The following is a 15,285-nucleotide window of genomic DNA, read 5'->3' as shown; positions in this document are numbered from 1 at the left end:
GAAAGCACACATTAGTTGTAGCGATATCGGATATAAGTGGAGCAGACGCCTGCCCGTCACCCTTCGCGGCCAGGATGAACAGCGTGGCAGAGCAGGCACCCCCCGCGCCCGGACCCCTCGCGGACCTCTGGAGAGCGTTCGCGGATCCGCCCGATGACGCCCGCCCCCGCGCCTGGTGGCACTGGATGGACGGGAACATCGATCCGGCCGGCATCGAGCGCGACCTCGAGTGGCTGCACGGGGCCGGGGTGCGTGGGGTTCAGCTCTTCGACGGCGGCGTGGGGGTGCCGCTCGTCGTGCCCGAGCCGGTGCGCCCGGGGACGGATGCCTGGACCGAGGCGCTGGATACGGCATCCCGCACGGCGGCCGGCCTGGGCCTCGAGTTCGCGGTCGCGACCTCGTCGGGGTGGAGCGCCGCCGGCGGCCCCTGGGTCGAGCCGGCGGATGCCATGAAGAAGGTCGTGTGGTCGGAGCTCGTCGTCGACGGCGGCGGTCCGGTCGACGTGGAGCTGCCGCCGCTCCCCTCGGTCGCCGGCCCCTTCCAGGATGCCGCGCCGTGGGGCGCCGATCCGCGCGAGCCGTGGGCGGTGGACTGGCGCGTGCTGGCCTTTCCCGCCGACCGCGTCCACGAGAGGCTGATCCCCGCGCGAGTGACGGGATCGGTGGCCATTGCGGATGCCGCGCCCCTCGTGGACGGCTCGTTCCAGGATGCCGTCTCGCTTCCGCGCGACCCCGACGCCTGGTCGTCGGCCTGGCTCGAGCAGGAGTTCGACCGGCCCGTCACCGTCGGCTCCGTGACCGTCGGCCTCCCCGGCCCGCGCGGGTTCGGCGCCGCGCCGTCTCCCGACGCGGTGCTCCAGGCGAGCGACGACGGCGCCCTCTACCGCGACGTCGTCGTGCTTCCCGCGTCGACCGTCCCCGCGCGCACGGCGGCCTTCCCGCCCGTCACGGCCCGCCGCTTCCGGCTCGTCGTGTCGGGGGCGAGCGCCGCCGATGCCCTGCCTCCGCTCTCGGACGGGGTCCGCCGACCGCCCGTGCTGCGTCGCAGCGACGCCTTCGTCGTGTCGGAGTTCGCCCTTCGCGCCGGCGGCCGTGTGCATCAGGCCGAGGTCAAGGCCGCGTTCGGGGTCGTGCCCGACTTCTACGCCGTGGACACCGCCGCCGCCGCGGGGACCGCCGCCGTCTCTCCCGGCGACGTGCACGACCTGACCGGCCTTGCCGGCGCGGACCGCGTCACGTGGGAGGCGCCGCCCGGGCGGTGGCAGCTGCTCCGGCTCGGGGCATCCCTCACGGGCCAGACCAACGGGCCGGCGCCGCGGGACGCCACCGGACTCGAGGTCGACAAGCTCGACGGGCGCCGCGTCGCCACCTACCTCGGGACGCACCTCGAGCGCTTCGCTCCCGGCCGGTACGACGCCCTGCTGAGCGACAGCATCGAGGCCGGCCCGCAGAACTGGACCGACGGCATCGCCGAGCGCTTCCGGAGCATGCGCGGCTACGACCCGACCCCGTGGCTGCCGGCGCTCGCGGGATACGTCGTCGGCGGAGCCGAGGCATCCGATCGCTTCCTCTACGACTACCGGCGCACGATCAGCGAGCTGCTGGCGACCGAGTACTACGGCGCGCTCGCCGCGGAGGCCCGCGCGCGAGGGATGGCGTACTACGCCGAGGCTCTGGAGGATCGCCGTCCGCAGCTCGGCGACGACCTGGCGATGCGCTCGCACGCCGACGTCCCGATGGGGGCGATGTGGACCTTCGACCCCGACGACGGGCCGAAGCCGACGTATGTCGCCGATCTGAAGGGAGCGTCGTCCGTCGCCCACGTCTACGGCAGGCGATGGACGGGAGCGGAGGCCTTCTCGAGCTTCGACCGCCCGTGGGCCTCGACGCCGCGGAGCCTCAAGCACGTCGCCGACCTCCAGCTCGCGCTCGGGGTGACGCGCTTCTGCATCCACACGTCCCCTCACCAGCCCGTCGCCGCTCCGCCGCCCGGCATCGCCCTCGCTCCCTTCCTGGGTCAGGCGTTCACGCGGAACGAGACGTGGGCGGCGATGGCGCGCCCGTGGATCGACTACCTCGCGCGCTGCTCGGCGGTGCTCTCCTCCGGCGAGCCGGCCGTCGACATCGCCGTCTTCATCGGCGAGGAGGCGCCGGTCACCGGCCTCTTCGGCGAGGCCTTCGACGCGTCGGTGCCCGACGGCTTCGACTTCGACTACCTCGGCGTCGACGGGCTCGGCATGCTCGACGTGGACGAGGGCCGCCTCGTCGCGGCGGGAGCGCGGTATCGCGTGCTGTATCTCGGCGGGTCGAGCCGGCGCCTGACCGTCGGGGCGCTGCGGAGGATCCGTGACCTGCTCGACGCCGGCGCGACGGTGGTCGGGACGCGTCCGGAGGGATCGCCGTCGCTCGGCGACGACGATGACGAGTTCGCACGTCTCTGCGACGAGATCTGGGCGCTCCCGCGCGCCCGAGGGCGGATCGTTCCGACGGGCGACCTGGGCGCGGCCCTGGAAGAGCTCGGAATCGAGCCGGAGCTCCGCATCGTGGGCGCGGCGCTGCGGACGATCGCGCGGCGCATCGACGGGCGGCGGGTGACGTTCCTCGCCAATCCCACCGCCGCGGAGGTGCGCGCGCGTGTGCGGATGCCGCGGTCGGTCGACGCCGTCAGCGCGTGGGACCCCGTCGAGGTGCGCTCGCGCCGGCTTGCCGAAGCGGAGACCCCCGAGGATGCGCGGGTGTTCGAGGTCCTGCTGCCGCCGTTCGGCTCGGTCTTCCTCGTTCCGGACTCGGGCGGCTCGCTCCAGGACGAGGGCGCGGACGAGCGCGCGACGACCCCTCAGCAGCCGCAGGTCGACGCGGGGACGCGAGGTGGAGCCGCCGAGTGCGCCGTCGATCGCCGTCCCATCGGGGGCCCGTGGACGCTCGAGCTCCCGGGGCGAGAACCTGTCACCCTGGGCGACCGTCCGCGGATGTGGACCGAGCTCGACGCCGACGCGCGCGGCTTCTCCGGGGTCGGGCTGTACCGGGCCCGCTTCCAGCTCGAACCCGGCACCGCGGACGAGCGGATGCTGATCGATCTGGGGCAGGTCGGCGACCTCGCGCGCGTCCGCGTCAACGGCGTCGACTGCGGTGTCGCGTGGACAGCCCCCTTCCGGGTCGACGTGACCGACGCGCTGGCCGGCGGGAGCAACGGGATCGAAGTCGAGGTGGCGACGCCGTGGCGGAATCGCCTCATCGCCGAGGCAGCCGCTCCGTCAGGTCGAGTGTTCGCCCCGATGACCGAGGTGTTCGAGCCCACAGCCGCGCCTCTCCCCGCGGGCCTCGCGGGGCCGGTCGAGCTCGTCGTGGAAAAGGGCGTGTGATCTGGAGTTGGCCGCGGATCAGCGGGACTATTGCACTGCATAAACGATACTAATGTCGGAATCATGCCAATGTGTGCCAGGCTGAAGTTGCGGCCAGCGGCCGGGCCAGCATCCCGAGCTGGCGACAACGAAGTCACGAAAGGGTCGACATGTCACAGCACACAGCCTCCCGGCCTCTCCGGTGGTCGCTTCTCGCGGCGCCGGCGGTCGGAGTCCTCATCCTCGCCGGCTGCTCGGCAGGCGGCGGCGACGGCGGCAGCACCGGCGGCAGCGGAGACGGCTCCGAGCCCGGCTTCAGCCTGATGGTCGCGCAGGCCAACGACCAGGACGACTACTACGCCAAGATGGCGGCGGCGTACACCGAGCAGACGGGGGTCGAGATCGAAGTGATCCCCTACCCCTCGGATGCGTACAACACGCAGGTCACCACCCAGCTGCAGGCCGGCAACGCGGCAGACATGATGGTGCTCGCACCCGGAACCGGACAGGCCATCTCGGTCGTCACGCTCGCCGAGGCGGGATTCCTCGAGCCCCTCGGCGAGGCTTCCGCGGCCGTCATCCCCGAGGGCACCGAGGCCCTCTACGAGGTCGACGGCGACATCTACGGCCAGCCCACGGCCCTCGCGCCGGTGGGTCTCATCTACAACGCCGCCGGCGGCGAGGAGGTCGGCATCGACGCCTACCCCGAGACGTTCGAGGAGATGCTGGACGACTGCGCGACGGCGCGCGACGGCGGCAAGACCTTCACGGTGCTCGCCGGCGGGGTGCCCTTCAACACGGGCCTCTTCTCGATGCTCGTCTCAGCCACCCGCGTCTACGAGGCCGACCCCGACTGGAACGAGCAGCGCGCCGCGGGCGACGTCACCTTCGCCGACAGCGAGGGCTGGCAGGAGACGCTCCAGACGGTCATCGACCTCAACGAGAACGGCTGCTTCCAGGACGGCGTCGCCGGCGGCACCTTCGACACCATCACGCAGGGCATCGGCGGCCAGACGTCGCTGACCGCGGCGGTGCCCGGATCGGCCGCGATCTCGATCGGCGCGGGCACGGGTCTGGACCTCACCGTCCAGTCCTTCCCGCCCGCCGACGGCCAGGAGCCCTGGGTGCTCGCCTCCGCGAACTACGCGTGGGCCGTCAACGCCTCGTCGGAGGACGACGTGAAGGCGTCGGCGCAGAGCTTCCTCGACTGGCTCGCCGAGCCCGAGCAGCTGCAGGAGTTCGCCGACCTGTCGGGCTTCGTGCCGATCTCGGGTGCGACCGCCGACAACGTCAACCCGGTCTACGAGCCGATCGCCGGCCTCATCGAAGGGGGCTCGTTCACCGGCCTCCCGAACGCCACCTGGCCGAACCCGGCGGTGTACGACACGCTCGGCACCGGCGTCCAGGGTCTGCTGACCGGCCAGAAGACCGTCGACCAGGTGCTCGAGGAGATGGACGCGGCCTGGGGCGAGTGATCCACTGACTCCGACTGGGGGACGTGCCGCCCGGAGCTTCGGCTCCGGGCGGCATTCCCTTGCCCGACACACTCCGCGCGAACGCGCTTCCCGCGACGGCGCCTCCCGCGACGGCGCTTCCCGCGACGGCGCTTCCCGCGACCACGAAGGATGAGCGATGACAACCGGACGAATCGAGCGCCTGATCGGCGACATGACCCTCGCTGAGAAGCTCGGCCAGCTGCAGATCGTGTTCCGTCCGGCCCTGGAGGACGCGGCGCAGCTGGTCCTCCAGGGCGTCGGATCGGTGTTCTGGCCGCCGTCGGCGGCCGCGACGAACGCGCTGCAGCGCGTCGCGGTGGAACAGACGCGCCTGGGCATCCCGCTCCTCGTGGGGCTCGACGTCATCCACGGCCAGCGCACGATCGCCCCCGTGCCGCTCGCGCAGGCCGCCGCCTTCGATCCGCCGCTCGTCGAGGAGCTCGCCTCCCTTGCGGCGGCGGAGGCGCGGTCGGGCGGTGTGAACTGGACGTTCTCGCCGATGGTGGACATCTCGTTCGACCCCCGGTGGGGTCGAGTCGTCGAAGGCTTCGGCGAGGACGTCCACCTCACCGCGACGATGGGACGCGCGATGGTCCGCGGCTACCAGGGGGCCGGACTGTCGTCGCGCCGTGCGATCGCGGCGACCGCCAAGCACTTCGTCGCCTACGGACAGCCCGAGGGCGGGCGCGACTACGACGCGGTGGATGCCTCCGACCACCGCCTGCGCAACGTCCACCTCGAGCCGTTCCGGGCCGTGATCGAGGAGGGGGTCGCGTCGGTGATGGCGTCGTTCAACACCGTCGCGGGCGTGCCCATGCATGCGAACCGGCGGCTGCTCACCGGCGTGCTGAAACATGAGTGGGGGTTCGACGGGGTCGTCGTCGGCGACGCCGACGGCGTGCGGAATCTCCTCCCCCACCGCGTCGCCGAGACACTCGCGGATGCGGTCGCGCTCGCCTACTCCGCGGGCGTGGACGTCGAGATGGGCGGCGCCGCCTCCGAGCTCGGCGTCGAGGAGCGCGACGCGATCGACGTCGCGCGCCTCGACGACGCGGTCGAGCGAGTGCTCCGGCTCAAGGAGGCGCTCGGCCTCTTCGACGACCCCTATGTCGATGAGGGTGCCGAGATCACCGCTCCCGACGAGGGCTCGCGACGGCTCGTCCGCCGCGCGGCGGCGCGCTCGAGCGTCCTGCTGAAGAACGACGGCACACTGCCCCTCCGCGCACCTCGGCGCGTGCTGCTGACCGGTCCCTACGCCGACTCGACCGACCACCTCGGCGCCTGGACGCAGTACTTCGGCGCGGGTGCGGGAACGATCGCCGATGCGCTGCTCAGCCGGCCGGCGATCCAGGTCGAGGTGCTCCCCGGCGTCGGCTTCCTGAGCGATGACGGAAGCGGCATCGCCGACGTGGTCGAAGCCGCCGCACGCGCGGATGTCGTCGTCGTCTGCGCGGGCGAGCCGAGCGCCCTCTCGGGCGAAGCCGCATCGCGGAGCGACCTGCGGCTGCCCGGTCGCCAGGCGGAACTCATCCGCGCGATCGCCGGCACCGGCATCCCGTACGTCGTGGTGCTCGAGACCGGGCGCCCGCTCGTGGTGGCGGACTGGATCGACGTCGCCCCCACCGTCCTGGTCGCGTGGCACGGCGGCACCGAGGCGCCGGCGGCGATCGTCGATGTGCTGCTCGGCGAAGCCGACCCCGCGGGACGGCTCCCGATGTCGTGGCCGCGCTCGGTGGGGCAGATCCCGATGCGCTACGCGCACGAGAACACGGGCCGGCCCGCGACGACGGGAGGCGTCCTCACCGCCGAGTCCATCGACGTCGGGTTGCACGGACCCGACAACGTGCAGGAGAAGTACACCTCGAAGTACCTCGATCTCGACCTCGGCCCGCAGTTCGCGTTCGGCCACGGAGGCGGTTATGCGAGGTTCGAGCATGGGACTCCGCGCGTCGCCGACACCCGGATCCCCGCCGACGGCGGCACGCGAGTCGAGGTCGAGGTGACGAACTCGTCCGACCGCGCGGGGGACGAGGTCGTGCAGGTCTACGTGGAGGACGTCGTGGCGAGCGTCGCTCCGCCCGTCCGTCGCCTCGTCGCGTTCGAGCGCCGCACGCTCGAACCGGGTGAGACGGCGACGTTCTCGTTCGAGATCGGCCCTCGCGCTCTCGGGTTCTGGTCGACGGCCACGCCGGCTCCGGAGTTCGTGGTGGAGCCCGGGCTCTTCCGCCTCCACATCGGCCCGACGCTCGCCTCCACGCAGGCGGTCGAGCTGCGGGTGCGCTGACCGACCGTGTCCGCGGGTTCCGGGCGTTTCGTCTCGGTCGCTGCGCTCCCTCGCTCAACGACCGGCAGCACACCCGCCCCCGGTCGTCGAGCGAGCGAAGCGAGACGAAACGCCCCGGACGTCAGAGCGGGCGGTAGCGGAAGTCCCGGAAGCGCACGTCGCCCCTCCCCGCGGCGTAGAGCGCGGGGCGCAGGCTCTGCAGGTCGCCCATCGTGTTGGCGTGATACCCCGAGGTCTCGTAGCGGATCGCGTGCCGCGACCACTGGCCGCCGGGCTCGCGATACCACCCCGACACGATGTGCTCGTCGTTGCGCAGTCGCAGCTGCAGCCGACGCACCGCGGGCGCCGGCTCGCGCCAGTGGGTGCTGTGACCGCCGGCGTAGCTCAGCATCCGCTCCCCGTCGATCCCCATCCCGCAGAAGAGGCGGTCGTTGAAGTACAGGAGGATGCCGCCTTCCGCGGCCTCGCCGAGCAGTTCGACGTCGACGTCGACCTCGTACGCGTGCGCGTCGACGATCACCGCGAGGGGCGACGTGTCGGCAGGCGACGCACCGCGCGCCGAGACGATGAGTCCGTCGTCGAGCCGAAGCCGCTCCGCCTCACCGGGCGAGGGCGCGTGGAACGCCCAGCGCTGCCCGAGCAGCACGCTCGAGAAGTCGTCGTGGAATCCTTCCGCGGCGCGCTGCGGCGACGCACCGGCGGGAGCGGGCAGCGCGCCGCCGATGTCGGTCGCGCCCACGGGCCAGCCGTCGTCGGTCCAGGTCACCGGTTCGAGCAGGATCTGGCGGCCGAGCGTTCGGTAGCCGTTCTCGTAGCCGTGCGACAGCATCCACCATCCCTCGCCGCTCGGCCCGGGGACGATCGTCGCGTGTCCGCGCGACCACCAGGCCTGCGCGGGATCGGTCGTTCTGGCGACGGGGTTGTTCGGCGCGTTCTCCCATGGTCCGTGCACCGAGCGCGAGCGCGCGACGATGACCATGTGCCCGGTCGGCGGACCCGCTGTGCCGCCGACGGCGCTCACGAGGTAGAGCCACTGCTCGTGCCAGAACAGCTTGGGGCCCTCGAGTGCGTACGCCTCGGTGACCCAGTCATCGGGGTACCGCCAGCCGTCGTACACCTTCTCGAGCTGTCCGACGGTCGCGAGACCGTCGTCGGTCAGGCCGATGCGCCGGATGCCGTTGACGAACAGGTACCGCTTCCCGTCCTCGCCCACGACGTGACCGGGGTCGATCGCCCCTCGGATGCCCAGATCGATCGGCTCGGACCACGGCCCTTCCATGGAGTCGGCGTGGATCACGAAGATCGACGGAGCCTCGAGCGCCGACCACGGCGCGGGGATGAACGGGATGTAGATGAAGAAGCGTCCACCGTGCTCGGCGATGTCGACGGCGAACGTGCTGCCGAGCGGCTCGGCGAGCGCGGATCCCACGTACGTCCAGTTCACGAGGTCGGGCGAGCGGTAGAGCAGCAGGCCCGGTGCCGACACGAACGACGAGTACGTCATCCAGTACTCGTCGCCGACCTTGATGACGGCGGGATCGGGGCGGTCGCCGCCCAGGACGGGGTTGACGAAGGTCAGTCCAGTCACCGCCGATCCTTCCTTCCGCGATCCTCGCGCAGCATCAGCGCGCGATCCACGCGGCGATCGCCTCGACGGTCGGCAGCGCGGTCGGGTCGGACGGCTCGTTGACATGACCGTGGCCGGCGCCCTCCTCGAGCCGGAGCGTCACCGGCACACCCTCTTCCTCCAGCTGACGCGCGAACGCCTCGCCGGAAGGGCGGAGTGCGTCGAACTCGCACACGAGGACGAACGTCGGCGGGAAGCCCTCCGCCGGCCCGAGCCCGGCGAAGGCGTGCGGATCGGCGAGGGCCTCCGTCGTGCCGACGAAGTTCACCGACAGCGCGCCGTGCGGGGAGTCGGGATCGACCCGAGCCGACGCCTCGGGCCCGTTCGGGTGGACCACCGGGTAGACCAGCACGAGTCCCGACGGCACGGGCTCGCCGTCGTCGCGCAGGCGTGCCGTCGCGCCGGCCGTGAGGTTGCCCCCGGCGCTCGCTCCGCCGAGCACCACGGCGGAGGCGGGCACGCCGAACAGCTCCTCGGCGTGCCCGACGGCGTACCGCCAGGCGGCCAGCACGTCGTCCGACGGCTCGGGGAAGTGCGTGTCGCCGAGGCACTTGACGTAGTCGACGGCGAGGACGGGGATGCCTCGTGCCGCCAGCTCGAGCGCGACCCAGTTCGACTCCGGCATGTCCAGATGCCCGCCGATGAAGGCGCCGCCGTGCACCCACACGAGAGCGCGATCGGATGCCTCTGCCGAGGCATCCCGATACAGCCGGGCCTGCACCGCACGGCGGCCGCCGTCCACGGTGATGTCGCGCGTCGCGACCTCCGCGAGCCGGGGGAAGCGTCGCCGGAGCGACGCCGTGTCGATGTCGGGGCGAGGGTCCGCCGGTTCGCCCCGCTCGCGGAAGAGACGCAGCACGTCGGCGAGGGGCAGCGTCCGGAAGTCGACGTCGGTGTCAGACACCCGCCGCCTCCACCGCGTGCATCGAGCGGCGGATGAGGTCGTGCTGCCGGCGGACGAGGAGGAGCGGGTCGACCTCGCCGAGCTCGGCGAACGCGTGACCCTCCCACTCGCTCGACCAATAGCCTCGGTAGCCGCCCTCGACGAAGACCCGTACGAGCTCGGGATAGTCGATCGCGGGCTCCTGCCCGTTCTCGTCGATGTCGTAGAACTTCGCGTGCACGTGCTTGATCTGCGGCATGATGTCCGCCCACTCGCGCGGGTCGACGTGGCCGTGCATGTTGAAAGCGAGATGCGCGAACGAGCCGAGACGGCCCGGGTCGAAGTCGCGGCTGTCCAGGTAGGCGATGAACTCCTGCTGGCGGTCGCGCATCGAGGCATCCGTCGCCCAGATCTGCTGCAGTCGGGCGACCGCCTCGTCGTCGAGACCGGCGCGCCGGACGGCCCGGAGGAGCGTCGGCGACATCGCGTGCATCGTCGACGAGAAGTCGGCGACGAAGCCGAGCAGCGGCGAGTCGAGGTCGGCGTAGACGTCGCGCACCTTCATGATCTCGGGCGAGTTCGGCCCCATCGGCGCGTGGATCTCGTACGCGAGGGTGAGGTCGAGGGCCTCGGCGACGGGAAGAAGCCGACGCAGGAGCTCGGGCTTGGCCGACTGGATGCGCACCAGCGGGAAGCCGAGCTTCCTGGCGCCCTGGAAGAGCAGCTCGCTGAACTCGAACTCCTCGTCCGGCGTCATGTCGCGGTCACGGCGGCGGCCCATGTCGAGATTTGCGCCGAACGAGCTCTCGTCGAAGCCGTGGCGGTCGAACGCCGCGCGCCATCGCGCGACGAATGCGTCGGTGATGACCGGGTAGGTCGGCACGACCTGCGATGCGACGATCTCGATCCCGGGTCCGATGCCCAGGTCGGCGACGCGGTCGAGCAGCCCGTCGAAGTCGTACCAGCCCGCCCGGAACTCCGCGCTCGCGGAGTAGAGCGTGAGCCCGAGCTTGACGGGATCGGCGTCGGAGGCCGGCGGCGGCGGCGGGACGTCCGAGACCGTCGCGAGGGCCGCGGCGTCGCGGTCGGTGACCGTGAGGGTGAGGCTCTGGCGCACGACGTTCGGCACGTACATGCCCGGACCGCCGTCCCGGCCCGGGGCGATCTGCATGTACGGCAGCCGCAGCTCGCCGAAGATCTCGACCGCGTGCTCCTCGCCGATCGCGACGGGCGCGTCCCGGCGGACGACGAGGAGCGGATGCTGCTGCAGGAACCACAGCTGATCGCTCTGGCCGGGGAGCTCCGCGATGGCGTACCGCGTCCCGTCGAGCTCGAAGGCGAGGTCGTCGGCGGGGATCTCGGCGCCGTCCACCGTGAGGCGGATCGTCGACACCGACGAGAGCCACAGGCTGCGGTACCAGGGGATCGTGAGCCTCAGCGCCAGTCCGTCGGGGTGCGGGCGGAGGCTGTCTTCGGCGAGAAGTCCGTTGGGCATGTCTTCTTTCCTGACGTCGGTTCAGAGGCGCGAGGCGACGGAGCGCAGGAGCGAGTGCTGTCGGCGGACCTGCTCGATCGAGCGCCACGGGGCGCGCTCCCCCTCGTACTCGCTGGAGAGGTAGCCCGTATAGCCGACGTCCTTGAGGGCGCGCAGCACCGGCTCCCACGGGATCTGCTGGTCTTCGAGGTTCTCGTCGATGTCGTGGAACTTCGCCTGGATGAAGACGACGTGCTCCGCGATGTCGGCGATGTCGGCGGGGTCGACCGCGATGCCGTCGAGGAATGACGGCCGACGGCCCGGCAGCTCCCCGGGGCGCAGCGGGATCGGGCGGTCCTGGAAGATGCCGGTGTCGAGCAGGATGCCGAAGTGCTCGGTGCCGGTGCGCCGGATGAGCTCGACGTAGCCGTCCACGACCTCGTGCTTGATCGGCGTCGGCGAGTGGATCTCCGGGCAGATCACGACGTCGAGCTCGGCGGCGAGGTCGAGCGACCGCTCGACCGACTCGGTCCAGATCGGGTGCGGCACGAGGTCGCTCGACACGACGCCGATCTTCGGGCGCACGAAGCGGAATCCGAGGCGCTTCGCCAGCCGCAGGTCGCGCTGCAGCATCCCCGCCCCCTCCTCGGCGGTCAGGTCGCGCGCGCGAATGCCGCTGGAGTGCAGGCGCGTGTCGATCCACGACCCGTAGTTCGTCGGCTCGAGGGAGTACTTCTCGAGCAGGGCGAACCAGCGGTCGATCCACTCCGTCGTGGGCTCGGGGTACCGCTCGATGTGACCCTCGCCGAGGATCTCGACCCCGGTCGCGCCGACGTCGGCGACATGGGCGAGCGCCGTCTCGAGGTCGAGCACCGTCCCGTAGTCGGTCATGTAGCTGTAGAGGCTGACGCCGTACTTGAACGGGCCGCCGTCCTCGGCGGAGGTGAGGGTGATGTGGCGCGAGACGTCGTAGCGCGACGGCTGGTGCTCCTCGGGGATGTACGACATCCGCAGGCGCAGACCGATCGACACCTCGTGCGTCCCCTCCGGCAGCCCGCCGGGGAAAGGGACCGTGACGATCGCGGATTCTTCGAGCGGCCAGCGCACTCCCTCGGAGTCCCACAGGTCCTGGAGCGTGAACGTGCGACCGCCGAAGGTCCACAGGGGCACGTCGGGTCCGACATCCACGAGATCTCCGACACGCACCGAGACGCCGTCGATGAGCGACGCCGCCATCCCGCGGTAGGACGGCATCCGCAGGCGCAGCTGGAAGCCGGTCACCTCGTCGCCCTCCCGCACATTGCGGAAACCGGTGGACTGGATGAGGTCTCTCTCGAGAAGCATCGGTGCTCCCTTTCTCGCAGCGCGCCGTCGCGGCCGTCTTCCTCGAGACTATTCGGTTTAGCCGCTTTTGCGCATAAGTAGGTGCGATGTGGGCATTAGAGAAGCGGATGCCTCGGCATCCGTTCCCGCATCGCTCGGGGCAATGGCCCCTTCGGTCGGCATAGATTGCGTTGATACACTCGGCCCACGCCTCCGCACCCGAAGGATCACACACCGCCGTGACCGATCAACCGCTGCTCTCTCGGCTCGACCTCAACCTGCTCGTCGCCCTCGACGCGCTTCTCACCGAGCGAAGCGTGACCCGGGCCGCCGAGCGGCTGCACCTGAGCCAGCCCGCGCTGAGCGCGTCCCTCGCGCGACTGCGCACGCACTTCAACGACCCGATCCTGGCCCGCCGCGGCAACACCTACGAGCTCACGCCGCTCGCGCTGCGCCTGACCGAGCACACCACGACCGCCCTCGACGCCGCGCGCCGGGTGTTCGAGAGCCAGGCCATCTGGACGCCGCACGACTCCACCCGCGAGTTCTCGATCTACGGCTCGGACTACGGCTTCGCCACGATCGGCAAGGCCGTCTCGCGCCTCGCCGCGCAGGAGGCGCCGGGCGTGCGGTTCCGCTTCATGCTGCACAACCCCTCGATCGTCGACGACGCCGTCAACCGTCTTCGGTCGGCCGACGGGATGGTCATCCCGCACGGGCATCTCGCGGAGCTGCCCTACATGGACCTCTGGCGAGACGGATGGGTCGTCGTCGTCTCCGAATCCAACGCCGAGGTCGGCGACGAGCTGTCGATGGAGGTCATGGGACGCCTCTCGTGGGTGTTCACGTACCAGACCCGCACGGCCTTCACGTCCGCGACGCGGCAGCTGCAGCTCCTCGGCATCGAGCCCCGCGTCGAGGCGGTCGTCGAGAGCTTCCTCGCCCTCCCCCACTTCATCGCCGGGACCGACCGGCTCGGGCTCATCCAGGCGGGCCTCGCGGACTACGCCTCGAGCGTGCCGGGCATCCGCGTGCTCGACCCCCCGTTCGACGCCACGCCCGTGGTCAACGCGCTGTGGTGGCATCCCGTTCACGGGCGCGATCCGGAGCACACCTGGATGCGCGGGATCTTCGAGCGCGCCGGGGCCGAGGTCGGGGCGCAACCGGCCCGGCTCGTGCAGAGCGTATAGGGGGTCGGCCGGTCCTTCTGGGGCGCGCTCGCAGCCCGACTCTGGGCGCGCTGGCACAGCCCCCCAGCTTTCCGGTCCCCGAGCGAGCGAAGCGAGAGGAGGGGACGACACCAGTCCGACGAGGCGCGCCGCCGCCCCGCATCCTCTCCTCCCCACCCGCAGTTCTCCACAGTCTGCTTTCTCCTTCTGATCTGGGGTGAATCAGGCCGGCGGAATGTCGGAGCCCCTCGGCAGACTGGAGGTATGACACGGATCGTGAACGCGCTCGAGGCACTCGCCTCGCGCGTCGACGAGAGCCTCGCACCGGGTCTCCGGGATGGGGAGATCCGCGGGCTGACCGACGGCGAACTGCTCGAGGTGCTGCGCGTGGCGGCATACATTCAGCGCCGACTCGACGCCGTCGTGATGGAGGGGGTCGGCGAGGTGGATGCGCGCTCGCAGAGCGCCGTCCGAGACGAGCGGCTCAGCTCACGCCTCGGCTGTCACGACGTCGTCGAACTGGTCGAGCGAGTGACGCGGCTGTCCCGCGCGTCGGCCACGCGGTTCCGCAGAGCGGCTCGAGGCGTCGTCGGCGAAGAGTCCGTCACCACGGGGGAGGTGCTCGAGCCGGCATTGCCCGCCCTCCGGGGGGCGCTGCTCGACGGCGTCGTCGGCGTCGACGGTGTACTCGCCGCAAGTGCGCCGCTGCTCGCGATGGAAGAGCGGGCGCGCCGAGAAGACGTCCTCGCCGCCGACGCTGTGCTCGCGGCTCAAGCGCGCGGCGAGGCGCCGGACTGGGCGCCGCCCGCGTCAGCGGATCTCCTTCGGGTCCACGCGCAGACGTGGGCGGTGTTCCTCGACCAGGACGGCGCCGAGCCCCGTGACCGACGGGCGGCGCGTCACCGCGCGCTCGTGCTCGGCACCGCGACAGATCGCGGCGTCCCGGTCCGCGGGATGCTGCTCCCCGATGTCGCCGCGCAACTCCGGCGCATCTTCGACTCGCTGCTGTCACCGAAGGTTTCGGGTGTTCGCTTCATCGATCCCGACGGCGCGCTATCGGGCGACGAAGCGCAACTCCCGCCCGACGATCGCACCCGCGCTCAGAAGCAGCACGACGCGCTCGCCACCGCGCTCGGGGTCGCAGCGGCCAGTGGGGAACTGCCGACGGTCGGCGGCGCGGCGCCGACGCTCGTGGTCTCGGTTCGTGCGCAGGATCTGCACTCCGCTGTCGGCGAGGGTCATGCAGCGGGGTCCGACGTGCCGATTGCCCCCGCCGCCGTCCGTCGCGTCGGGTGCGCGGGAGTGATCCAGCGGGTCGCCCTCGGCGACGGCGGCCGCATCCATCGGCTCGGCACCGAGGAACGCGTGTTCAACCGCCACCAGCGCCGCGCGATCGCGCTGCGCGATGGAGCCTGTGTCATTCCGGGATGCGGGGTGCCAGCCGGCTGGTGCGAGATCCATCACGTCACGGACCATGCGCTCGGGGGACCGACTCACACAGACAATGGAGTGCTCCTCTGCTGGTACCACCACCGCCACCTCGACACTTCCGGATGGTCGATCCGCATGACCGACGGCGTGCCCGAGGTCAGGGCTCCGCAGTGGTTCGATCCGAGCGGTCGATGGCGGCGCGTCACCTCGTCGAAGGTCCGCCTCCTGGATGTCGTCCGCAGGCAGTAGGCCGATGA

9 protein-coding genes are annotated in these 15,285 nt (G+C 71.4%); 5 read left to right on the top strand and 4 right to left on the bottom strand.

Annotated features, from left to right (window positions below; genetic code table 11):
• The first annotated feature begins 83 nt into the window (after positions 1 to 83).
• From EV279_RS03805 to EV279_RS03795, 3 genes are all read left to right on the top strand, one after another.
• Positions 84 to 3,362, top strand: coding sequence for a glycosyl hydrolase (locus EV279_RS03805; protein WP_243728424.1), 3,279 nt, complete (start codon positions 84 to 86; stop codon positions 3,360 to 3,362).
• A 149-nt stretch (positions 3,363 to 3,511) separates the two neighbouring features.
• The gene (locus EV279_RS03800) at positions 3,512 to 4,816 is read left to right on the top strand and encodes an ABC transporter substrate-binding protein (RefSeq protein ID WP_133541582.1); all 1,305 of its coding nucleotides are present in this window, start codon (positions 3,512 to 3,514) and stop codon (positions 4,814 to 4,816) included.
• A gap of 157 nt (positions 4,817 to 4,973) precedes the next feature.
• The gene (locus EV279_RS03795) at positions 4,974 to 7,121 is read left to right on the top strand and encodes a glycoside hydrolase family 3 N-terminal domain-containing protein (protein WP_133541581.1); all 2,148 of its coding nucleotides are present in this window, start codon (positions 4,974 to 4,976) and stop codon (positions 7,119 to 7,121) included.
• Between the two features lie 121 nt (positions 7,122 to 7,242).
• Here the strand turns inward: EV279_RS03795 and EV279_RS03790 are convergent, their stop codons facing one another.
• The 4 genes from EV279_RS03790 to EV279_RS03775 are packed head-to-tail and all read right to left on the bottom strand — an operon-like array spanning position 7,243 to position 12,449.
• Positions 7,243 to 8,709: a family 43 glycosylhydrolase gene (locus EV279_RS03790; protein WP_243728423.1), complete on the bottom strand. Its 1,467-nt coding sequence runs from the start codon at positions 8,707 to 8,709 to the stop codon at positions 7,243 to 7,245.
• A 34-nt stretch (positions 8,710 to 8,743) separates the two neighbouring features.
• Positions 8,744 to 9,652, bottom strand: coding sequence for an alpha/beta hydrolase (locus EV279_RS03785; RefSeq protein ID WP_133541579.1), 909 nt, complete (start codon positions 9,650 to 9,652; stop codon positions 8,744 to 8,746).
• Complete coding sequence (locus EV279_RS03780; RefSeq protein ID WP_133541578.1) at positions 9,645 to 11,126, bottom strand: DUF6379 domain-containing protein; 1,482 nt, start codon at positions 11,124 to 11,126, stop codon at positions 9,645 to 9,647. Before EV279_RS03780 ends, EV279_RS03785 begins: the two co-directional genes overlap by 8 nt.
• Positions 11,127 to 11,147: 21 nt before the next feature.
• Entirely contained in the window at positions 11,148 to 12,449 is a 1,302-nt protein-coding gene (locus EV279_RS03775) for a DUF6379 domain-containing protein (protein WP_133541577.1), read from the bottom strand.
• A 218-nt stretch (positions 12,450 to 12,667) separates the two neighbouring features.
• On the opposite strand from EV279_RS03775, the gene EV279_RS03770 reads away from it, so the two are divergent.
• Positions 12,668 to 13,618 carry a LysR family transcriptional regulator gene (locus tag EV279_RS03770; RefSeq protein ID WP_133541576.1) on the top strand — a complete coding sequence of 317 codons (951 nt, stop codon included), beginning with the start codon at positions 12,668 to 12,670 and terminating at the stop codon, positions 13,616 to 13,618.
• Positions 13,619 to 13,861: 243 nt separating this feature from the next.
• Positions 13,862 to 15,277, top strand: coding sequence for an HNH endonuclease signature motif containing protein (locus EV279_RS03765; protein ID WP_133541575.1), 1,416 nt, complete (start codon positions 13,862 to 13,864; stop codon positions 15,275 to 15,277).
• The last annotated feature ends 8 nt before the right edge of the window (positions 15,278 to 15,285 follow it).

Origin of the sequence: Microbacterium sp. BK668, assembly GCF_004362195.1 — a bacterium.
Classification (GTDB): Bacteria; Actinomycetota; Actinomycetes; order Actinomycetales; family Microbacteriaceae; genus Microbacterium.
The sequence above is the reverse complement of the archived record's forward strand: the minus strand, read 5'-3'. Positions and strand labels throughout refer to the sequence as shown.